This is a genomic window from Mesorhizobium sp. IMUNJ 23033 (assembly GCF_044778005.1).
GTDB classification, from domain to species: domain Bacteria; phylum Pseudomonadota; class Alphaproteobacteria; order Rhizobiales; family Rhizobiaceae; genus Mesorhizobium; species Mesorhizobium amorphae_A.
The window spans coordinates 115579-134855 of the sequence record NZ_JBJACT010000020.1 but is presented as its reverse complement, the minus strand read 5'-3'; the positions used below and the strand labels follow the sequence as shown (position 1 = coordinate 134855).

General features: G+C 64.6%; 18 protein-coding genes. 6 read left to right on the top strand and 12 right to left on the bottom strand.

The window, feature by feature from the left end; all coding sequences use genetic code 11:
• Positions 1–22 precede the first annotated feature (22 nt).
• The 4 genes from ACFX5Q_RS21270 to hisS all read right to left on the bottom strand — a co-directional run bounded on the left by ACFX5Q_RS21270 (position 23) and on the right by hisS (position 5528).
• Complete coding sequence (locus ACFX5Q_RS21270) at positions 23–1789, bottom strand: AMP-binding protein (protein WP_404281231.1); 1767 nt, start codon at positions 1787–1789, stop codon at positions 23–25.
• Between the two features lie 220 nt (positions 1790–2009).
• The gene (gene hisG, locus ACFX5Q_RS21265; protein ID WP_404281229.1) at positions 2010–2711 is read right to left on the bottom strand and encodes an ATP phosphoribosyltransferase; all 702 of its coding nucleotides are present in this window, start codon (positions 2709–2711) and stop codon (positions 2010–2012) included.
• Complete coding sequence (locus ACFX5Q_RS21260) at positions 2708–3829, bottom strand: ATP phosphoribosyltransferase regulatory subunit (protein ID WP_404281227.1); 1122 nt, start codon at positions 3827–3829, stop codon at positions 2708–2710. The genes hisG and ACFX5Q_RS21260 overlap by 4 nt, the downstream gene beginning before the upstream one ends.
• 178 nt (positions 3830–4007) lie before the next feature.
• Positions 4008–5528 carry a histidine--tRNA ligase gene (hisS, locus tag ACFX5Q_RS21255; RefSeq protein WP_404281225.1) on the bottom strand — a complete coding sequence of 507 codons (1521 nt, stop codon included), beginning with the start codon at positions 5526–5528 and terminating at the stop codon, positions 4008–4010.
• Positions 5529–5738: 210 nt separating this feature from the next.
• Here hisS and ACFX5Q_RS21250 point away from each other — a divergent pair, with 210 nt between their 5' ends.
• Positions 5739–5993: a hypothetical protein gene (locus tag ACFX5Q_RS21250; protein ID WP_404281223.1), complete on the top strand. Its 255-nt coding sequence runs from the start codon at positions 5739–5741 to the stop codon at positions 5991–5993.
• A gap of 7 nt (positions 5994–6000) precedes the next feature.
• Here ACFX5Q_RS21250 and ACFX5Q_RS21245 read toward each other — a convergent pair whose 3' ends face one another.
• Positions 6001–6639: a DNA-3-methyladenine glycosylase I gene (locus ACFX5Q_RS21245; RefSeq protein WP_404281221.1), complete on the bottom strand. Its 639-nt coding sequence runs from the start codon at positions 6637–6639 to the stop codon at positions 6001–6003.
• Positions 6640–6848: 209 nt separating this feature from the next.
• Here ACFX5Q_RS21245 and ACFX5Q_RS21240 point away from each other — a divergent pair, with 209 nt between their 5' ends.
• On the top strand, positions 6849–7592 hold the full coding sequence (locus tag ACFX5Q_RS21240) for a L,D-transpeptidase (protein ID WP_404281219.1): 744 nt from the start codon (positions 6849–6851) through the stop codon (positions 7590–7592).
• Positions 7593–7898: 306 nt separating this feature from the next.
• A complete protein-coding gene (locus ACFX5Q_RS21235) occupies positions 7899–8819 on the top strand; it encodes a bifunctional 5,10-methylenetetrahydrofolate dehydrogenase/5,10-methenyltetrahydrofolate cyclohydrolase (RefSeq protein WP_404281217.1) in 921 nt (306 codons plus the stop codon).
• 28 nt (positions 8820–8847) lie between these two features.
• On the opposite strand, the gene glcF is transcribed toward ACFX5Q_RS21235, so the two are convergent.
• From glcF to ACFX5Q_RS21210, 5 genes are all read right to left on the bottom strand, one after another.
• Positions 8848–10173, bottom strand: a complete 1326-nt coding sequence (gene glcF, locus ACFX5Q_RS21230) for a glycolate oxidase subunit GlcF (protein ID WP_404281215.1) — start codon at positions 10171–10173, stop codon at positions 8848–8850.
• An 88-nt stretch (positions 10174–10261) separates the two neighbouring features.
• Positions 10262–10648, bottom strand: a complete 387-nt coding sequence (locus tag ACFX5Q_RS21225; RefSeq protein ID WP_404281213.1) for a DUF4870 family protein — start codon at positions 10646–10648, stop codon at positions 10262–10264.
• Positions 10645–11901: a glycolate oxidase subunit GlcE gene (gene glcE, locus ACFX5Q_RS21220; protein ID WP_404281211.1), complete on the bottom strand. Its 1257-nt coding sequence runs from the start codon at positions 11899–11901 to the stop codon at positions 10645–10647. Before glcE ends, ACFX5Q_RS21225 begins: the two co-directional genes overlap by 4 nt.
• 244 nt (positions 11902–12145) lie before the next feature.
• Positions 12146–13642 carry an FAD-linked oxidase C-terminal domain-containing protein gene (locus tag ACFX5Q_RS21215; RefSeq protein ID WP_404281210.1) on the bottom strand — a complete coding sequence of 499 codons (1497 nt, stop codon included), beginning with the start codon at positions 13640–13642 and terminating at the stop codon, positions 12146–12148.
• A 160-nt stretch (positions 13643–13802) separates the two neighbouring features.
• On the bottom strand, positions 13803–15125 hold the full coding sequence (locus ACFX5Q_RS21210) for a DUF3422 family protein (protein WP_404281209.1): 1323 nt from the start codon (positions 15123–15125) through the stop codon (positions 13803–13805).
• 207 nt (positions 15126–15332) lie between these two features.
• Here ACFX5Q_RS21210 and ACFX5Q_RS21205 point away from each other — a divergent pair, with 207 nt between their 5' ends.
• The 3 genes from ACFX5Q_RS21205 to ACFX5Q_RS21195 all read left to right on the top strand — a co-directional run bounded on the left by ACFX5Q_RS21205 (position 15333) and on the right by ACFX5Q_RS21195 (position 18125).
• Positions 15333–16154: an FCD domain-containing protein gene (locus ACFX5Q_RS21205; protein WP_404281207.1), complete on the top strand. Its 822-nt coding sequence runs from the start codon at positions 15333–15335 to the stop codon at positions 16152–16154.
• Complete coding sequence (locus ACFX5Q_RS21200) at positions 16151–17287, top strand: alpha-hydroxy acid oxidase (RefSeq protein ID WP_192179814.1); 1137 nt, start codon at positions 16151–16153, stop codon at positions 17285–17287. The genes ACFX5Q_RS21205 and ACFX5Q_RS21200 overlap by 4 nt, the downstream gene beginning before the upstream one ends.
• Positions 17288–17351: 64 nt before the next feature.
• Positions 17352–18125: a metallophosphoesterase gene (locus ACFX5Q_RS21195; protein ID WP_404281205.1), complete on the top strand. Its 774-nt coding sequence runs from the start codon at positions 17352–17354 to the stop codon at positions 18123–18125.
• Here ACFX5Q_RS21195 and ACFX5Q_RS21190 read toward each other — a convergent pair.
• Together ACFX5Q_RS21190 and ACFX5Q_RS21185 are read right to left on the bottom strand one after the other, a co-directional pair.
• Positions 18122–18262 carry a hypothetical protein gene (locus tag ACFX5Q_RS21190; protein ID WP_006206855.1) on the bottom strand — a complete coding sequence of 47 codons (141 nt, stop codon included), beginning with the start codon at positions 18260–18262 and terminating at the stop codon, positions 18122–18124. The genes ACFX5Q_RS21195 and ACFX5Q_RS21190 overlap by 4 nt on opposite strands.
• Before the next feature lie 289 nt (positions 18263–18551).
• Positions 18552–19250 carry a type 1 glutamine amidotransferase gene (locus tag ACFX5Q_RS21185; protein ID WP_404281203.1) on the bottom strand — a complete coding sequence of 233 codons (699 nt, stop codon included), beginning with the start codon at positions 19248–19250 and terminating at the stop codon, positions 18552–18554.
• Positions 19251–19277: the final 27 nt, after the last annotated feature.

Below are 19277 nucleotides of genomic sequence, written 5' to 3'. Positions count from 1 at the left end.
ATCCTAACCGGCATTCGACTCTTCAAGCCGTCTTCTGCGTCACCAGTCCCAGTTCCTCGATCATCGCCTCGCGCATGAGGAATTTCTGCGGCTTGCCGGTCACCGTCATCGGCAATTCGGTGCGGAAGCGGATGTAGCGCGGGATCTTGTAGTGGGCGATCTGGCCGGTGCAGAAGGTCTTGATCTCCTGCTCGGTGGCGGTCTGGCCGGGCCTGAGCACGATCCAGGCGCACAGCTCCTCGCCATATTTGTCATCGGGAATTCCGAACACCTGGACTTCCTTCACCTTGGGATGGCGATAGAGGAACTCCTCGACCTCGCGTGGATAGACGTTCTCGCCGCCGCGGATGACCATGTCCTTGACCCGGCCGACGATGTTGCAATAGCCCTCGGCGTCGATGGTCGCGAGGTCGCCTGTGTGCATCCAGCCATCGGCGTCGATCGCCTCGCGGGTCTTCTCCTGGTCGTCCCAATAGCCCTTCATCACCGAATAGCCGCGCGTGCAAAGCTCGCCCGGCGCGCCGACCGCGACGGTGGCGCCCTCGGCGTCGATGGCCTTGACCTCGACATGGGGATGAATGCGGCCGACCGTCGAGACGCGTTTTTCCAGCGGATCGTCGACGCCGCTCTGGAACGACACCGGGCTGGTCTCGGTCATGCCGTAGGCGATGGTCACCTCCGACATGTGCATCAGCGACACCACCTTCTTCATCACCTCGATCGGGCACGGCGAGCCGGCCATGATGCCGGTGCGCAGGCTGGTGAGGTCGAATGAGCCAAAATCCGGATGGTCGAGCAGGCCGACGAACATGGTCGGCACGCCGTAGAGGCCGGTGCAGCGTTCCTGTGCCACCGCCTTGAGCGTCGCTCCGGCGTCAAAACCCTCGCCTGGGAAGACCATGGTGGCGCCCTTGGTGACGCAGCCCATCGTGCCCATCGACATGCCGAAGCAATGATAGAGCGGCACCGGGATGCAGAGCCGGTCGTCGACGGTGAGCTTGATCGCCGACGTGACGAAATTGCCGTTGTTGACGATGTTGTTGTGGGTCAGCGTCGCACCCTTCGGCGCGCCGGTCGTGCCTGAGGTGAACTGGATATTGATGGCCTCTCCGGGCTTCAGTCCCTCGGAGATGCGGTCGAGGCTGTCATGCTCGTCGCGCCCGGCCATCGCCAGCACGTCTTCGAAATTGTACATGCCGGGCGAATTGTCCTCGCCCATGCGGATGACGATCTTCAGCGCCGGCAGTTTTTTCGCCCTGAGCTTGCCGGGGGCAGCGGTCGCGATCTCCGGCGCCAGCGTCTCGATCATGCCGAGATAGTCTGAGGCCTTGAATTTGACGGCGGTGACCAAGGCCTTGCAGCCGACTTTGTTGAGGGCATATTCCAGCTCGGTCAGCCGGTAGGCCGGGTTGATGTTGACAAGGATCAGGCCGATGCGCGCGGTGGCAAACTGCGTCGCCAGCCATTCCCAGCGGTTGGTCGACCAGATGCCGACGCGCTCGCCCTTTTCGAGGCCGAGCGCCAGGAAGCCGGCGGCGAGAGCATCCACGGTGTCCGACAATTCGCTCCAGGTGAAGCGCTTGTCCTGATCGACGAAGACCGCGGCATCGAGCGTGCCGTATTTGCTGACCGTATCGGAAAACAGCTCCGGGATCGTCTTGTTCAGCAGCGGCACGGTACGCTCGCCCGACACATGCGCCCTGCCGTCGATCGGCGCGACGAAGGTGCCACCCTTGCCCGGGCCGCGCAGATTGGTGGCGTTGTTCAGCTCGTCGAGTTTGATCGCCATTGCCGTCTCCTCCGCAGACATACCGAACCTATCAGCCTGCCGGGGTGGTGGAAATCCCGTCGATGGTACCCCTCCCCCTTGAGGGGAGGGTGCCGAGCGTAGCGAGGCGGGTGGGGTCGCCTCAACTGCCTCAACCTTCTATTTGGCTTTGACCAAGGATGGAGCGCGTCACCGCGGACCCCACCCGTTCATCCGCCCTCGGCGGCTGTCTACCCTCCCCTCAAGGGGGAGGGAGGGCGCTCATCTTCGCCGCGATGTCGCGCAATAGCGCCTCATCCGCCGCCGCGCGCTTCTTCCTCGACGCGACAAGGCAAGCCTGCGACCGCAGAACAACGCCATCGGTCAGCACCTTGAGGTGGTTGGCGCGCAGCGTCGAGCCGGTGGTGGTGATGTCGACGATGACATCGGCCGAGCCGGCCGCCGGCGCTCCTTCGGTGGCGCCGAGGCTCTCGACGATGCGATAGACCTGGATGCCGTGCTTTTGCGAAAAGAATTGCTGCGTCAGCCGCCAGTATTTGGTGGCGATGCGAAGCCGCCTGCCATGGCGCTGGCGGAAATCGGCGGCGACATCGTCGAGATCGGCCATCGTATCGACGTCGAGCCAGATGTCGGGCACCGCCACCACGACATCGGCATTGCCGAAGCCGAGGCGGGCGACGATCTCGGCACGCGCCTCCCAGTCGGCAACATTCTCGCGCAACAGATCCTCGCCGGTGATGCCGAGGTCGACCGACCCCTGCCCGATCTCGCCGGCAATTTCAGATGCGGACAGGAAGGCCACCTCGATGCTGTCCATGCCTTCGATGCGGGCGCGGTATTTGCGCTCGTCACCCGGCAGGCTGACGGCAAGCCCGACCTTGGCCAGGACCTCCAGCGCCTGCTCCTTGAGCCGGCCTTTCGACGGCAGCGCCAGCGTGATCATGACGCCGTCTCCCGCAGCGCCTCGATGCGGTCGAGCCAGACCGAAAAACCGACGCCGGGGATCGGCGTCTTGGCGCCGAGCAGCGTCAGCAGGCGGTCATAGCGGCCGCCGCCGGCCAGCGGCCGCTCGCCATTTTCCACCGCGATCTCGAAGACCAAGCCGGTGTAATAGTCGAGCGGGCGGCCGAAGGCTGCGTCGTAGTGAATTGTCGCGGTCGGAAGGCCATGCGCTTCGATCGCCTTGGCGCGGGCGGCAAAATTGTCGAGTGCCGCGCCCAGCGACAGGCCAGCGCTTGCCGCGAAGGCCTCGAGCGCCTGGGCCGCACTGCCAAGCGGCACGTCGATCGCCAGAAATGTCTTCAGCGCCGAGAACGCCTCGTTGGAGAGCCGCACGCTGCGCAATTCGGCCTTCTCGATCAGGCGGCGCGCAATGTCGGACGGCGAACGTCCGGCCGATGCCGACAGGCCGGTTTCCTCCATACCGCCGGCGATATGCGCGGAAAGCCCGTCCAGATCGCCATCGAGGACAAGAGCCGCGACCGGGCCGGAAAGCTGGCCGTTGCGCGGCGGATTGGCGAGGTCGGCAAGCGCCGCCTCCAGCATCGATGCCGAGCCGAAGGCGCGGGCAAGGCGCATGCGCCAGCCGCGCGGCAGGCCGAGTGCGGCGAGCACCGCCTCGAAAATGGTCTGATCGCCAAGCGTGACGTCCAGCGTCTTGCCGGGCAGCGCCAGCAACAGCAGCGCATGCGCGTCGGCCAGCGAGCGGGCGTCGGCCTGCGGTGTGTCGCGGTCGCCGAGATCCTCGATGCCGGCCTGGAAGAACTCGTTGCCGCCCTCGCGGCGCTGGCGAAACACCTCGCCGAGGTAGGAATAACGGCGCGGCGTGCCGGCCTGGCTGGCGATATGGTCGAGGCAGACCGGAATGGTGAATTCCGGTCTGAGACACAGCGTCTTGCCGGTCTCGCTCTCGGTGAGAAAAATGCGGCGGCGCAGATCCTCGCCGGCCATGTCGAGGAACGGATCGGCCGGCTGCAGCACCGCGACCTCGACCGCATGCGTGTTGCGCGCGGCGAAGAGGTTGGCGATGTCGGCGGCGATGGCGGGATAGCGGGAAGTCATGGATAGGTTGGGCGCGAGGCGCCCCCCTCTGGCCTGCCGGCCATCTCCCCCCCAAGGGGGGAGATCGGCAGCTTGCGGCTCAGCGCCTCTTCTTCAGCGCTGGAGATTGGAGAAAGCATGCGCGGCATCCAATCTCCCCCCTTGAGGGGGAGATGGCCGGCAGGCCAGAGGGGGGTGCTCAAGCGCCACCTTTCGCGCGATCGGCTGCCTGCGCAGCCAGGATCTTCCTGACCTCACCAACCAGCCCGCTCTCCGCCACCGTCACCTGCGCCGGCCGTGCCGCGCGCCATTCGGCGTTGTCGGATATCTCGGCCGACATGCGCGCGCCTTCGATCAAATCCTTGATCTGCACCTCGCTTTTGGCGCGCTCGTCGCCGCCCTGGATGATGGCGACCGGGCTGCCGCGGCGGTCGGCATATTTCAACTGCGCCTTCATGCCGGCGCCGCCGAGATACATCTCCGAGCGTATGCCGGCGGCGCGCAGTTCGGCCACCATCTTCTGGTAGCGGCCGAGGCTTTCGGTGTCCTTGTCCATCACCAGCACGACGACCGGTGCGATCACATCCGACATGTCGAGCTTGCCGAGGTTCTTCAGCGCCGTCATTAGCCGGGAGACGCCGATGGAAAAGCCTGTCGCCGGCACCGGCTCGCCACGGAAACGCGAGACCAGCCCGTCATAGCGGCCGCCACCGCCGACCGAGCCGAAGCGCACGATCTGGCCGTCCTCGTTGGGAATTTCGGCGAGCAGTTCGGCCTCGAAGACCGGACCGGTGTAGTATTCAAGGCCGCGTACGACGGATGGGTCGATCTTAATTCGTGCCGGTCCATATCCAGCTGCGTCGCAAAGCAACGCAATTTCTTCGAGTTCGTTCAAGCCTGCTTCACAAGCCGATATGTTTCCGAGAGAGTTTTTCAGATCTTGTACGGTGGCATGGTTGCTGGTGCGCATTTCGCCGACTGCGGCGACGCAGTTCATCACCAGCTCGATCTGTTGCTTGTCCAGTCCAGCGCCCTTTGTAAAATCTCCGCTCTCGTCCTTTCGTCCGGTGCCCAGCAACAACTGCACACCTTCCACACCCAGCTTGTCCAACTTATCGACGGCGCGCAGCACCGTCAGCCGGCGCCCGGCATTCTCCTCACCACCGAGACCAATCGCCTCCAGAACGCCATCCAGCACCTTGCGGTTGTTGACTCGGATGACGTAGTCGCCGCGCTTTATGCCGAGCGCCTCCATCACGTCTGCCATCATCATCGCCATCTCGGCATCCGCCGCCACGCCCGGTGTGCCGATCGTATCGGCGTCGAACTGCATGAACTGGCGGAAGCGGCCGGGGCCGGGCTTTTCGTTGCGGAACACCCAGCCGGAGCGATAGCTGCGATAGGGCTTCGGCAGCTTTTCATAATTTTCGGCGACGAAACGCGCCGTCGGCGCGGTCAGGTCGTAGCGCAGCGACAGCCATTGCTCGTCGTCGTCCTGGAAGGAGAACACACCTTCGTTCGGGCGATCCTGGTCGGGCAGGAATTTTCCCAGCGCATCGGTGTATTCGATCAGCGGCTGGTCGACAGGCTCGAAACCATAAAGCTCATAGACCGAGCGGATCGTCGCCATCATCTTCTCGACGGCGCGGATATCGTCGGCGCTGCGGTCGGCAAAGCCACGCGGCAGCCGCGCTTTCGTCTTTTCCGATTTGTCGGCCATGGGATGGATACTCGGTGTTTCGTGGCGTTGCGCGGTAGGAAATTTCCTATTTCCGCGGCGCGCGTGTCCTAACCGATGCAGCCCGGAGCGGCAAGGGTTTGCGCCTTTGCTGAAACAAACTGCGCCAAAAGGAAACAATTCCGCCATGGGTGCGGCATCGTGCCGACACAATTAGAGCCGATAAGCACGCCGAAACAAGGGGTTCGGGCCATGACCACGGCAGGAAAGTTCGACATCGAACACAGCGGCGTCCGCGAACTGCCGGCGCGGCTGCGGCCGGCGGGCAGCAATGCATCCGTGACGACAAGCCAGATGGCAGGTCCGTTCGAGATCAGTGCCGACGAGCGCAAGGGCTCGACGGTGCGCGATGCGCTGATGACCGGCCTGCTGGTGATCTATCCGGCCTTCGCCGCGCTGGCGGCGATCGTCGCCGGCCTGTTCCTGACCGGCGCCAGCGGAACCTGACTGCTGCTCATTTCGGGCGCTTGAATTTCTTCCGCTCCGCTTCGACCACCTTGCGGCAGACGCAGCCTTCGAGATGGTCGTTGACCAGGCCCATCGCCTGCATGAAGGCGTAGACGGTGGTTGGGCCGACGAAGCTCCAGCCGCGCTTTTTCAATTCCTTTGAAATCCGCACCGAAACCGCCGTCGTCGGATTGGCGCGCAGATGGGCGACGTCGACGATCTCGGGCCGTTCGTCCGGGCCTGGCTCGAATTTCCAGAACCATGCCGCCAGCGAGCCGAATTCGTCGGCCATTTCGCGGGCGCGCTTGGCGTTGTTGATGGTCGAGACGATCTTGCCGCGATGGCGGATGATGCCGGCATTGCCGACCAGGCGCTCGACATCCTTGTCGGTGAAGGCCGCAACCTTGTCGAACTCGAAATTGGCAAAAGCCTCGCGAAAGTTCTCGCGCTTGCGCAGGATGGTCAGCCAGGACAGGCCCGACTGAAACCCTTCGAGGCAGATCTTTTCGAACAGCCTGCGGTCGTCGGAAACAGGCCGTCCCCATTCATGGTCGTGATAGTGCAGATAGTCGGGCAGATTGCCGTGCCAGAAGCAGCGTGAGATGCCATCGGGGCCGGCGAGCAGGCCGGTATCTTCGTTTGCCATCACAAGAAATCCATTCGTTAATGCGTCTTTGCGCTGATTTTACCGCGGCTTTACCAGATTCCTGAACTGGCCGGTAACCACACCAAAAGGTTTACTGACAAAGCGGCATTTTACGCATTCCGATTCATGTTTCGGTTGCCGCTTCGCGCCAAGGATCGCGCAACCGGGGGCACTTTCCCCCGCGTGTCAGACGATCAAGGTGCGTTCCGATGAATATCCTTTTGCATTCCGTGCTCGGCGCCGCGGCCCTGCTTGCGGCCGGCGCCACGTCCTCTTATGCGGATGACCGCTATGCCGACCGGCCGCCGGTGATGGTGAGCCCCGACCTTTCTGCACCCTGGGTGCTGCAGCTGGGCCGCGCCCCGGGCATCGTGCGGCAGAACCGGCAGATCGCGCAGCAGCCGCGCCCGCGCTACGCGCAACCGATGCGGCCCGACCAGGTGCGCACCGCAGCCGTGCAGGCGCCTGCCAAGCGTGTGGTCATGCGGCCGCAGATCAACCCGATCTACCTGCCGCAGGAAGTCGCCTATGACGGGCCGCAGAAGCCGGGCACGATCGTCATCGATACGACGCAGAATTTCCTCTATCTGGTCGAGAAGAACGGCAAGGCGCGGCGCTATGGCGTCGGCACCGGCAAACCCGGCTTCGAATGGTCGGGCACGCACAAGATCACCAACAAGCGCGTCTGGCCGGACTGGCGTCCGCCGGCGGTGATGATCAAGCGCGAGGCCGCCAAGGGCCGCTATCTGCCGACCTATCTCGCCGGCGGCGAAGAAAACCCGCTCGGCGCGCGCGCGCTCTATCTCGGCACGACGGAATACCGCATCCACGGCACCAACCAGCCATGGACGATCGGCGGCGCGGTGTCGTCGGGCTGCATCCGCATGCGCAACGAGGACGTGGTTGACCTCTACGAGCGGGTGAACGTCGGAACGACCGTGGTGGTGATATAGTGACTGCGAATCAGCCGGTTAGGCAGCGCTGAGTCGTTTTTGGCGTGGCTGTTGCCCTCAAGCCATAGCGCGCTTTTTGGGAGACGTGCTTAGACTGCCAAAGAGTAAACGGGGGACGGGCCGTGTGGGGATGCGGCCAGTCACGAAAGGGCAGCACGGGAAACCGCGCTGCCCTTTCGCTTTTTGTGCGACAGGTCGCCCCGGAGGCAGGGCGTTTCGTTTTCGGGGCTGATTTGCCGGCCGTGCTCTGCTATTGCAGCGCACAATTCGCCGAGCCAAGATCCCCCGCTCCAAAAGGTCCCAGCCATGTCCCGCCCCGATGACAGCCGCTATCTCAAGGGTGGCCCGGTTGCCCAGCGTATCATCGCCGCCGTGCGCGAGGATGCCGCGATCGCGAGAGCCGAAGGTTTCCCGCCCAAGCTGGTGTCGATCACCGTTGGCGACACCGCGGCGGTTGACGTCTATGTGCGCAACCAGCGCGCCAAGGCGGAACTCGCCGGCATCGGCTTCGAGGAACGGCGCTTTGGGGCCGACATCAGCGCCGGTGAGTTGGAAGCAGCGATCCATGGCCTGAACGCCGATCCCAGAGTCACCGGCATCATCATCCAGCGGCCGGTGCCGGCGCATATCCCGATCAAGACGCTGCAGGCGGCGGTGCATCCGCTTAAGGACGTCGAGGGCATGCACCCGGCCTCGATCGGCAACATCGTCTACAACCAGCTCGATCTGGCGCCCTGCACGGCAGCGGCCTCGGTCGAGCTGCTCAAGGAAACCGGCCTCGACCTCAAGGGGCTCGAAGTGGTCATCGTCGGCCACTCCGAGATCGTCGGCAAGCCGATCGCCTTCCTGTTGATGAGCGAAGGCGCGACGGTGACAGTGTGCCATCACATGACGCGCTCGGTGGCGGCGCATGCGCGGCGCGCCGATGCGCTGTTCGTCGCCGTCGGCAAGCCGCGGCTGATCAAGGCCGACATGGTCAAGCCCGGTGCCGCAGTGATCGACATCGGCATCAATTCGGAGATCGGACCCGACGGGCAGAGCCGCATCGTCGGCGACGTCGACACCGACAGCGTCAGGGAGGTCGCCTCTTGGATCACGCCGGTGCCGGGCGGCGTCGGCCCGATCACCGTGGCGATCCTGCTGCGCAACACGATGGTGGCGCTCGACCGCCAGCGCGCCCTCTACAACGCGACGTACGGCGTGGCGGACAAACTCGCGGCGGAATAGACCCGCAATCGAGCAGCCGGGTACGCCGTCACTCGGCAGCGACAAGCCTTTCCTCGGAAACGCCTTCCGGCCGCGGCCCGCCATAGGCCCAGTCGAGCAGTTTTATCGTGTGCACCACCGGGAGCTTCGCAGCCGACGCGATCTGGGTGATGCAGCCGATATTGCCGGTGGCGACGATTTCGGCGCCCGTCGCCTCGATGTTCCTCACCTTGCGGTCGCGCAGCCTTGCCGAAATCTCGGATTGCAGGATGTTGTAGGTGCCGGCCGAGCCGCAGCACAGATGTCCCTCGCGCGGCTCGCGCACGACGAAGCCGGCTTTGGTGAGCAGTTCCTTCGGCTGGCGGGTGATCTTCTGGCCGTGCTGCAGCGAACAGGCGGAGTGATAGGCGACGACGGTGCCGGGCTTACGGACCGGTTTGGGCAGGTCGAGAGCGGCGAGATATTCGGTGATGTCCTTGGCCAGCGCCGAGACGCGCGCCGCCTTTTCGGCATAGGCCGGATCGAGGCGCAGCATGAAGCCGTAATCCTTGATGGTGGTGCCGCAGCCCGACGCTGTGATGATGATGGCATCGAGCCCGCCGTTCTCGATGGCGCGCGTCCAGGCGTCGACGTTCTGTCTCGCCGAAGCAAGAGCCGCCTGCTCGCGGCCCATATGATGCACCAGCGCGCCGCAACAGCCCTCCCCCTCCGGCACCACCACCTCGACACCCAGCCGCGTAAGTAGAGAGATCGTCGTGTCGTTGATGGCGGGGTCGAGCACCGACTGTGCGCAGCCGGTGAGGATGGCGACGCGACCCTTTTTTGTCCCCTGCCCGGCATGGATGCCCGGAGACGCCATCGGCGACGCCGTGGGGATCGAGACCGGAGCGAGCTTGAGCATGGCACCGAGCGGCTTCAGCGCCGGGATCTTTTCGAACAGACCGACAAAGGGTTTTCCCAGCTTCGCCAGTTTCAGCGCGGCGCGAAAGCGCGCGGGATAGGGCAGCACGAAGGCCAGCATGGCGCGGGTCAGCCGATCAAGCAGCGGGCGCCTGTAGGTCTCCTGGATATGGGCGCGGGCGTGGTCGACCAGATGCATGTAGTTGACGCCCGACGGGCAGGTGGTCATGCATGCCAGGCAGGACAGGCAGCGGTCGATATGGGTGACGATCTCCTTGTCGGCCGGACGACCGTTCTCCAGCATGTCCTTGATCAGGTAGATCCGCCCGCGCGGCGAATCCAGTTCGTTGCCCAGCGTCACATAGGTCGGGCAGGTGGCGGTGCAGAAGCCGCAATGCACGCATTTGCGCAGGATCTTCTCCGATTCCGCCACATGCGGATCGGCAAGCTGGGCAGTTGAGAAATTGGTCTGCACGCAAAAGTCCTTACCATCTGAGCATGATCTTTTCCGAAAACCGGTTCCCACTTTTCGCTGTCGCGGACCTTCGGTTCGGGATCATGCTCTATTGTCCGAGCAACCAGCTTTCCGGGTTCTTGACCGGCTCGCCGCGCTGCAACGCCTGGATGCCCAGAATGCAGCGGGCGATGAACCAGACGGCGACCGCAAACATCAGCAGGAAGCCTATCGCTACAAAGATCAACACCATCGAGATCAGCGCGTAGAGCAGGCCGATCCAGAAGGTGCGGATCAGGAATGTATAGTGGCTCTCGACGAAGCCACCGGCCTTGCCGCGATTGATGTAGGCGAGCACGATGCCGACAAGGCCGGTGATGCCGATGACGAGGCCGGCGAGATAGAGGATATAGATGACCAGGGCGTTGATCGCGCCCGGCTCCAGCCAGCGGTCGGTCTGGCGCGGTGTGTTCTGGCCTGGATTGGTGTTGCTCATGATGCTGCTCCCTCCGTTGTCGGGTTCAGAGTAGCAGAGCCTGAGCCCGGCGCCATGCGGCCGGGGTTAAGGATCGCCTTGGGGTCGAATTCGGCCTTGAGCCGCGCCGACAGGGCCGCGAGATGCGGGGCCTGCGGCTCGAACACCGGCACGGCGGCGCGATGCGATAGGGCGGCACGCACCAGCGTCGCGTGGCCGCCGCCATGCTTGCGGATCAGCCCGCGCAGCAGGCTCGCCTCGGGATCCCCCGCCTCCATGCGCAGCCAGATCAGCCCGCCCTGCCAGTCGTAGAAGGCGCTGACGCCGGCCTGCATGCGCAGCGTCAGCACCATCTGATGCGCCTGCGACGGCGCCATCGAGACGCGCCAGACCGGTTTTTCCGTGCCGTCGGCGAAGGGCACGCAATCGCGGACATCGCGCCAGATGGTCTTCGACGCCTCGCCCGCAATCTCCTGCAGCGGACCAGCCTTGCCGAGCAGCTGCTTCAGCGCGGCGATGCGGTAGGCGACCGATGGGCCGAACCCGTCGACGCGCAGGAGAGTCGCGGCTTCGCTGCCAAGGTGACCGGCGGCGACGCGCGCGGCGACGCGTTCGGGCAGATGAGCGGCACTCGACACTTCGGCGCTGGATCCGAGTGCCAACGCCATGGCGGTAGTGGCCGCATCATCGAGCAGGCCACGGATGGCGAGCGTGACCTCGGTCTCGGCCGCCGGCAGCACCTTGAAGGTGACGTCGGTGAGCACGGCAAGCGTGCCCCAGCTGCCAGCCATCAGCTTGGAGAGGTCGTAGCCGGTGACATTCTTGACCACGCGGCCGCCGGACTTGAAGGCCTCGCCGCGACCGGCAACCGCGCTGATGCCGAGGATATGATCGCGCGCCGCCCCCGCCTTCAGCCGATGCGGGCCGGAAAGGTTGGCGGCCAGCACGCCGCCGATAGTGCCCTTTCCGGGCATACCGCCGAGCAGCGGGCCGTAGTCCATCGGCTCGAAGGCCAGCTGCTGACCGTTTTGCGCCAGGAGTTGTTCGATCTCGGCGAGCGGCGTGCCGGCTCTGGCCAACAGCACCAGTTCGGCCGGCTCATAGAGCGTGACGCCGGTGAGCTTCGACAGGTCGAGCGTGTGCTCGCTCTGCTGCGGTCGGCCGATGCCGCGCTTGGAGCCATGGCCAAGGATTTCCAGCGGCGCGTCTTCCGCCGCCGCCCATTGGACGGTGGAAAGGGTTTCGGCTGCGGTGGCGGGGGTGAAGGTGGTCATCGGACGACCGCGCCATTTGCAAATGCGAAAACGCGGCGTTCCTTCGCGCCCCCCTCTGTCCTGCCGGACATCTCCCCCACATGGAGGGAGATTGGCAGCTTCTGCGCTGAGCCCATTCCTGTAACGTCGGAGATTGGCGAAAGCCGCAGTGACAGCCGATCTCTCCCCATGTGGGGGAGATGTCCGGCAGGACAGAGGGGGGCGCGAAGGAACGCCGACACGTCGACTTGAGACGCCATCACCATCAAAACCTCGGAATGTCCGGAAACGCCACCTGCCCGCGATGCACGTGCATCCGCCCCAGCTCGGCGCAGCGGCGCAGCTGCGGGAAGACCTTGCCGGGGTTGAGCAGATGGTTGGGATCGAAGGCGCATTTGACCCGCATTTGCTGGTCGAGGTCGATCTGGTTGAACATTTCCGGCATCAGGTCGCGCTTTTCGACGCCGACCCCGTGCTCGCCGGTCAGCACGCCGCCGACCTTGACGCAGAGCCGCAATATGTCGGCGCCAAAGCTTTCGGCCTTGTCGAGCTCGCCCGGCACGTTGGCATCGTAGAGGATCAGCGGGTGCAAATTGCCATCACCGGCGTGGAAGACGTTGGCGACGCCGAGCCCGTATTTTTCGGAGAGTTCGCGCATGCCGGCGAGCACGCGCGGCAGTTCCTTGCGCGGGATGGTGCCGTCCATGCAGTAATAGTCGGGCGAGATGCGGCCAACCGCCGGGAAGGCCGCCTTGCGACCGGCCCAGAAGCTCAGCCGCTCCTGCTCCGATTGCGAGATGCGGCAGGTGGTCGAGCCGTTCTTGTAGGCGATCGCCTCGACGAGACCGATCAGGTGGTCGACCTCGACACCCGGCCCGTCGAGCTCGACGATCAGCAGCGCCTCGACATCGAGCGGATAGCCGGCATGGACGAAATCTTCCGCCGCGTGGATCGCCGGGCGGTCCATCATCTCCATGCCGCCGGGGATGATGCCGGCTCCGATGATGTCGGCGACGCACTGGCCGCCCTGCTCGCTGGTCGGGAAGCCGATCAAAAGCGCCCGCGCCGTCTCCGGCTTCTTCAGGATGCGCACGGTGACCTCGGTGACCACACCGAGCAGGCCTTCTGAGCCGGTCATGACGCCGAGCAGGTCGTAGCCTTCTGAGTCCAGATGCCTGCCGCCGAGCCGCACCACTTCGCCATTCATGAGCACCATCTCGATGCCGAGCACATTGTTGGCGGTGAGGCCGTATTTCAGGCAGTGCACGCCGCCGGAATTCTCCGCGACGTTGCCGCCGATCGAGCAGGCGATCTGGGAGGATGGATCGGGGGCATAGTAAAAACCCTCCTGCTCGACGGCGGTGGTGATGCCGAGATTGGTGACACCCGGCTGGGCAACGACGGCGCGGTTCGGAAAATCGATCTCGAGGATGCGGTTGAAGCGGCTCATGACCAGGAGCACGGCGTCTTCGAGCGGCAGCGCGCCGCCGGACAGCGAGGTGCCGGAGCCGCGCGGCACGACGCGGATGTTGCGGTCGTTGCAATATTTCAGCACGCGCGAGACCTGCGCCACAGTCTCCGGCAGCACGACAACCAGCGGCAGTTGCCGGTAGGCTGTGAGGCCGTCGCTCTCGAAGGCGCGCATGGAGTTCTCGGCATCGACGACGCCCTCGCCCGGCACGATGATGCGCATGTCGGCGACGATCTCGTCGCGCCGGCGCATCGTGGCATCGTCTGGCTTCGGCATGGCCAGGCCGGACATCAGCAGGCTCCATCGCTTGACTGGTAAAAATCTTTTACCAGCTAGTGGCAGCTGTTGCAAACCCCGCTTTGGTCAAAATCGAAAGCCGGCCATGAAACGGCCTTCCGCAGCGGCAATGTGCCGCTGCGCGCCGATCACATCTGCAGCAAGGCCGGCTGGCCTATTCGCCGGGATGTTTCGCCGGTTCGGAGTGCATGCGCTGCACGCGGCGCACGCCCCACCAGACAAGCAGCACGGCAACAGGCACCGAGGCCGCGGTGACGACTTCCGGCGCAAAGGCATGGCCAAAGATCGAGGCGCCCTTGGCCAGATAGGAGATAAGGCCGACGACATAGTAGGAGACGGCGGCGACCGAAAGCCCTTCCACCGTCTGCTGCAGGCGCAGTTGCAGGCGGGCACGATTGTTCATCGACGCCAACAGGTCGCGGTTCTGTTTCTCGACTTCGACGTCGACCCAAGTGCGCAGCAAAGTCGTGGCGCGGGTGAGCTTGCGCGACAGATTGGCCTGGCGTTCCTCGACCGAACGGCAGGTGCGCATGGCGGGCGCGACGCGCCGCTGCAGGAAGCCGCCCCAGGTGTCGTAGCCAGGCACCGCCTCTTCCTCCAGCGCCTCCAGCCGCTCGACGACGATGCCGTCATAGGCGCGGCTGGCGCCGAAGCGGTAGAGGCTGGAGGCGGCATCGGCCTCGAGTTCCGCGGCAAGCTCGGTCAGGTCAGCGAGCAAGGTCTGGCTGTCGCGGGTCTCGGCGACCTTCATTTCCAGCGTGGTCTGCGCCAGCCTGTCTTCGATGCGGCGGGCACGGCCCGACAGCGTCAAGGCCAGCGGCAGGCCGAGCATGGCCAGCGTGCGGTAGGTCTCGATGTCGATCAGCCGCTGTGACAGCGCGCCGGTCCGCGCCGGCGTCAGGCCGCGATCGAGTACCAGGATGCGGGTCATGCCGTCGCCGTCCTGGCGGAAGTCGGTGATGATGGCGGCATTGCCGCGCTCGACCAGCGAATAGCACAGGCTGGTCGGGTCGAAGCCGGCGATCAGCCTCTCGCTCGCCTGCGTCCATTTGCGGATTTCCAGCCGGATGCCGGAAATGACCGTTCCCGGCGGCGAAAACCCGTTGCCGAAGGGAGAGTCCTCCTGCGCCCTACCGCTCTCGGAAAGCGGCCCTTCCCACAGATAGGTCGAGAATTCCGTGTGCCGTTCCCAGCGCAGCGTGCCCTTGCCCCATTTCATGGCATGGTGGCGGGCTTGACGGTCAGGCGCGGCGATGCCGAGGCGCCGTGACAGTTCGGAGAGCACGGCCATGTCGACGCCGGAACCGCCCTCGGTCATGAAGGCAAGCTGCACCAGCACGCGCGGCTTCTCGATCAGCGGATGCGGGCGGGCATGCACCTCGCCGAGCGCGCCCGGCCGTCCCTCATGCGCCGGGAAACCCATGACGGCGCCCTGGGCGCGCGGCTGGAATTCGAGATTGGACGTCTCGTCCGACACGGCTGGTCCCCCTGTTTTCGACCCTTCGTGCAATGGCGTCCTCTTGCGGCAATCGGCCAGGCACGTAAACAGCAAAGTTTAGCAACGGCCTATATGCGGGCGCGCCCTGATAACCGGGCAGATCGTACGAATTGGATAATTAATTTGACCAGTTGGCGACACTGGCTTTAATCTGCGCGACACCGGCAAGATTTCCCAGGCGCCCCTTTGAGCGACATTTTCTCCAGGATCGAGCATTCGCGCACCGCCGACGAGGTGGTGCAGCAGATCGAGAGCCTGATCCTCGAAGGCGTGCTGCGCACCGGCGACCGGCTGCCCGGCGAGCGCGAGCTGGCGCGCCAGTTCGAGGTGTCGCGGCCGATCCTTCGCGACGCGCTGAAATCCCTCGAGGGGCGCGGCCTGCTGACGACACGGCCGGGCGGCGGCACCCATGTCGCCGACGTCATCGGCCAGCTGTTCACCAAGCCGGTGACCGACCTGATCTCCATGCATCGCAAGGCGGTGACCGACTATCTGGAGTACCGCCGCGAGATCGAGGCCATCGCCGCCGAATATGCGGCGCGGCGCGCCACATCAGACGACCTTGCGCTGCTCGATCGCATCATGGCGCGCATGGACGAGGCGCACCGCACCGGCGACTTCGACGACGAGGCGGGAATCGACATCGAGTTCCATCATGCGGTCTGCGAATGCGCGCACAACATGATCCTCCTGCACACGCTACGCTCCTGCTACCGGCTCTTGTCGGAAGGCGTGTTCCAGAACCGGCTCTTGGTGTTCACCGTGACCGGCGCGCGCGAGGCGCTGCTTGCGCAGCACAGGGCGATCTACACCGCGATCAAGGCGGGCGATCCGGCGGCCGCCCGGCAGGCGGCGATGGACCACATCTCCTATGTCGAGCGCTCGATGCTCGAGGCCGAGCGCAGCGGCGACTGGCGGCGTGTGTCGCGGCTTCGGCTCAGGCAGCGTTCCGAAGCCGGCGACGGCGCGCCAAGACAACGAATTAGTGAACCCGCGGAAAAACCATGAGCAGCATTCTCACCATCGCCGATCTCAAGGATCTCGCGCGCCGCCGCGTGCCGAAGATGTTTTTCGACTATGCCGATTCCGGCGCCTGGACGGAGAGCACCTACCGCGCCAACGAAGAGGATTTCGGCAAGATCAAGTTCCGCCAGCGCGTGCTGGTCGACATGAGCAACCGCTCGCTGGAATCGACCATGATCGGCGAGAAGGTAGCGATGCCGGTGGCATTGGCGCCAACCGGCCTGACCGGTATGCAGCATGCCGATGGCGAGATGCTGGCGGCGCAGGCGGCGGAGGAGTTCGGCGTGCCGTTCACGCTGTCGACGATGAGCATTTGCTCGATCGAGGATGTCGCTTCGGTGACGAAGAAGCCGTTCTGGTTCCAGCTCTATGTGCTGCGCGACAAGGATTTCGTGCTGAACCTGATCGACCGGGCGAAGGCGGCGAAATGCTCCGCCCTGGTGCTGACGCTCGACCTGCAGATTCTCGGCCAGCGCCACAAGGATGTCCGCAACGGGCTTTCGGCGCCGCCCAAGATGACGCTGGCCAACATTGCCGACATCGCGATGCGCCCGCGCTGGTGGATGGGCATGGCCGGCACCAAGCGCCGGACCTTCCGCAACATCGTTGGCCACGCCAAGGGCGTCGGCGACGTCGCCTCGCTGGCATCGTGGACGACGGAGCAGTTCGACCCGCAGCTCTCGTGGAAGGACGTGGCCTGGATCAAGGAACGCTGGGGCGGCAAGCTGATTCTGAAAGGCATCCTCGACAAGGAGGACGCGCTGATGGCGGCCAAGACCGGCGCCGACGCCATCGTCGTTTCCAACCATGGCGGGCGCCAGCTCGACGGCGCGTCGTCGTCGATCAGTGTGCTGGAGGAGATCGCCGACGCGGTCGGTGACCAAATCGAGGTGCATATGGATGGCGGCATCCGCTCAGGCCAGGACGTGCTGAAGGCGCTGTGCCTCGGCGCCAAGGGCACCTATATCGGCCGCCCCTTCCTCTATGGCCTCGGCGCGATGGGCAAGGAAGGGGTCACCATGGCGCTGGAAATCATCCGCAAGGAGATGGACATAACACTGGCGCTTTGCGGCAAGCGCCTGGTGACCGACATGGGCAAGGATCAGCTTCGGCGCTAGGGGCTTGTTCACTGTTTGGCCCTAGCGTCTCCCGTGACGGTTCCGTCGTGGAGACGAACAAGCATTGACCCGGCCCGGCATCCACTTTCTCGACGCGCGCGGACCGCAAGGCATGCGGCTCTACGCGATCGGCGACGTGCATGGCCGGCTCGACCTGCTCAGCGCCATGCATCGCCGGATCGAAAGCGAGATCGAACATAAGCCAACCGACGACTGGCGCGTCATCCATCTCGGCGACTATGCCGACCGCGGACCGGACTCCAGGGGCGTCATCGATTTCCTGATCGAAGCCCGCAAACGTGATCCGCGCCACCTGATGCTGGCCGGCAATCACGACATCGGCTTCCTCGATTTTCTCGACACCCCCGACCCGGACGGGCTGTTCATGCGCTTTGGCGGGGTGCAGACGGCGCAGTCCTATGGCGTGTCGCTGACCGCCGACGCCAGCTGGTTCGGGAAGGCGGAGTCGGTGCGACGGGGACATGCGGCACTGGTCGAGGCCGTTCCGCAGAGCCATATCGACTTCCTGCAGTCGCTGGCGTTTTCAGTGACGTTCGGCGATTTCTTCTTCTGCCATGCCGGTATCAGGCCGGGCATTCCACTCGAGCAGCAGAGCCCACAGGACCTGATCTGGATCCGCGAAATCTTCCACGACCATCCCGGCCTCTACGAGAAGATCGTGGTGCATGGCCATACGCCGGTGCCGGAAGCCGAAGTGATGGCCAACCGCGTCAATGTCGACACGCTCGCCTGGCATTCAGGCAAACTCACCGCGCTCGCCATTGACGGCGCGGACAAGCGTATCCTGACGGTGACTGGCGAAGGCGAAGGGTTTTAGCGGAGGGCGGCGGTGACGCCGTAGCCGTCGACGGCCTGATGGTTGTTGGCTGCATCGGCCGAATAGATGCCGAGACCGCACAGCACGATGGCAGACAGCATGACAAAGGACAGAAGTGCTGCTTTCACGGACGTCATCTCTTGTTGAGCTCGCTGCATCTGTGCACGAGGCGGTTACCAATGCGTTGAAACGAAAAATTCGTCTCAAAGTTTCGACGATTTCGCGCTTCTAGGCCGATTCTGCATCGGCCATGTGTCGCGCGGGTCACACGAAAGGTTCATCGCGGTTGCATGGAAGATGCAGAGCGCGCCTTCTAGGCTGGCGGCCGGCCACAGACCAAGGATGAAAGGGGTTTTCCCCAGATGGATCCGGCGCCGCGTGCCAAATATGTCACGCAGCACAGCGGCTGCGCCGAGCATTGGGTGCTCAGATCGTCGCTACCCAGGCGCGGGCAATTGCAAGGCCGGCGGCATCGGCATCCGGCCCGTTGCGGGCCATTTCGCCGTCGAGCCGGTCGTGCCAGTCGGGATGCCGCTCGGCAATGAGCGAAGCGAAGGACGTGCTCCAGTCGCGCACCATCGGGCGGTCCGCCTCGAAATGGAACTGGAAGCCGTAGACGGCGCGGCCGATGCGGAACGCCTGGTTCTCGGCAATGGCGCTGCCGGCCAGCCGCACGGCATTGTCCGGCAGGACGAAGGTGTCGTCGTGCCATTCGAAGATCGGGAATTTTTCGGGAAGTGCCGCAAGCACCGGATCCGTCTTCGCCTCAGGCGTCAACGACACCCTGTGCCAGCCGAATTCGGTGGCGCCGCCGATCTGGTTCTCGCCGCCAAAGGCACGCGCCAGCAGCTGGCTGCCGAGACATATGCCGAGCACCGAGCGGTCCTTGTCGGCAAAGTCGCGCGTCAGGTCGAGCAGGCCGGGGAAATACGGGCAATTCTCGTCGTCGAGCGCGTTCTGGGCGCCGCCGAGCACCACCATCGCATCGTGCTCTGCCGCATCGTCCGGCAACGGGTCGCCTTGATACGGCCGGCGCAAGTCGATATGGGCGCCCGCCTCGACAAGAGCCGCACCAATCTGGCCAAGTCCCTCATTGTCGAAATTCTGGACGACCAGGACCCGCATCGAAAACCTGCTGACATGAAAACGATG

What these genes read in the sequence shown, in the direction of transcription:
- ACFX5Q_RS21270 (WP_404281231.1), bottom strand. Translation starts at nt 1,789, where the DNA reads ATGGCGATCAAACTCGACGAGCTGAACAACGCCACCAATCTGCGCGGC.
- hisG (WP_404281229.1), bottom strand. Translation starts at nt 2,711, where the DNA reads ATGATCACGCTGGCGCTGCCGTCGAAAGGCCGGCTCAAGGAGCAGGCG.
- ACFX5Q_RS21260 (WP_404281227.1), bottom strand. Translation starts at nt 3,829, where the DNA reads ATGACTTCCCGCTATCCCGCCATCGCCGCCGACATCGCCAACCTCTTC.
- hisS (WP_404281225.1), bottom strand. Translation starts at nt 5,528, where the DNA reads ATGGCCGACAAATCGGAAAAGACGAAAGCGCGGCTGCCGCGTGGCTTT.
- ACFX5Q_RS21250 (WP_404281223.1), top strand. Translation starts at nt 5,739, where the DNA reads ATGACCACGGCAGGAAAGTTCGACATCGAACACAGCGGCGTCCGCGAA.
- ACFX5Q_RS21245 (WP_404281221.1), bottom strand. Translation starts at nt 6,639, where the DNA reads ATGGCAAACGAAGATACCGGCCTGCTCGCCGGCCCCGATGGCATCTCA.
- ACFX5Q_RS21240 (WP_404281219.1), top strand. Translation starts at nt 6,849, where the DNA reads ATGAATATCCTTTTGCATTCCGTGCTCGGCGCCGCGGCCCTGCTTGCG.
- ACFX5Q_RS21235 (WP_404281217.1), top strand. Translation starts at nt 7,899, where the DNA reads ATGTCCCGCCCCGATGACAGCCGCTATCTCAAGGGTGGCCCGGTTGCC.
- ACFX5Q_RS21225 (WP_404281213.1), bottom strand. Translation starts at nt 10,648, where the DNA reads ATGAGCAACACCAATCCAGGCCAGAACACACCGCGCCAGACCGACCGC.
- glcE (WP_404281211.1), bottom strand. Translation starts at nt 11,901, where the DNA reads ATGACCACCTTCACCCCCGCCACCGCAGCCGAAACCCTTTCCACCGTC.
- ACFX5Q_RS21215 (WP_404281210.1), bottom strand. Translation starts at nt 13,642, where the DNA reads ATGTCCGGCCTGGCCATGCCGAAGCCAGACGATGCCACGATGCGCCGG.
- ACFX5Q_RS21200 (WP_192179814.1), top strand. Translation starts at nt 16,151, where the DNA reads ATGAGCAGCATTCTCACCATCGCCGATCTCAAGGATCTCGCGCGCCGC.
- ACFX5Q_RS21190 (WP_006206855.1), bottom strand. Translation starts at nt 18,262, where the DNA reads ATGACGTCCGTGAAAGCAGCACTTCTGTCCTTTGTCATGCTGTCTGCC.
- ACFX5Q_RS21185 (WP_404281203.1), bottom strand. Translation starts at nt 19,250, where the DNA reads ATGCGGGTCCTGGTCGTCCAGAATTTCGACAATGAGGGACTTGGCCAG.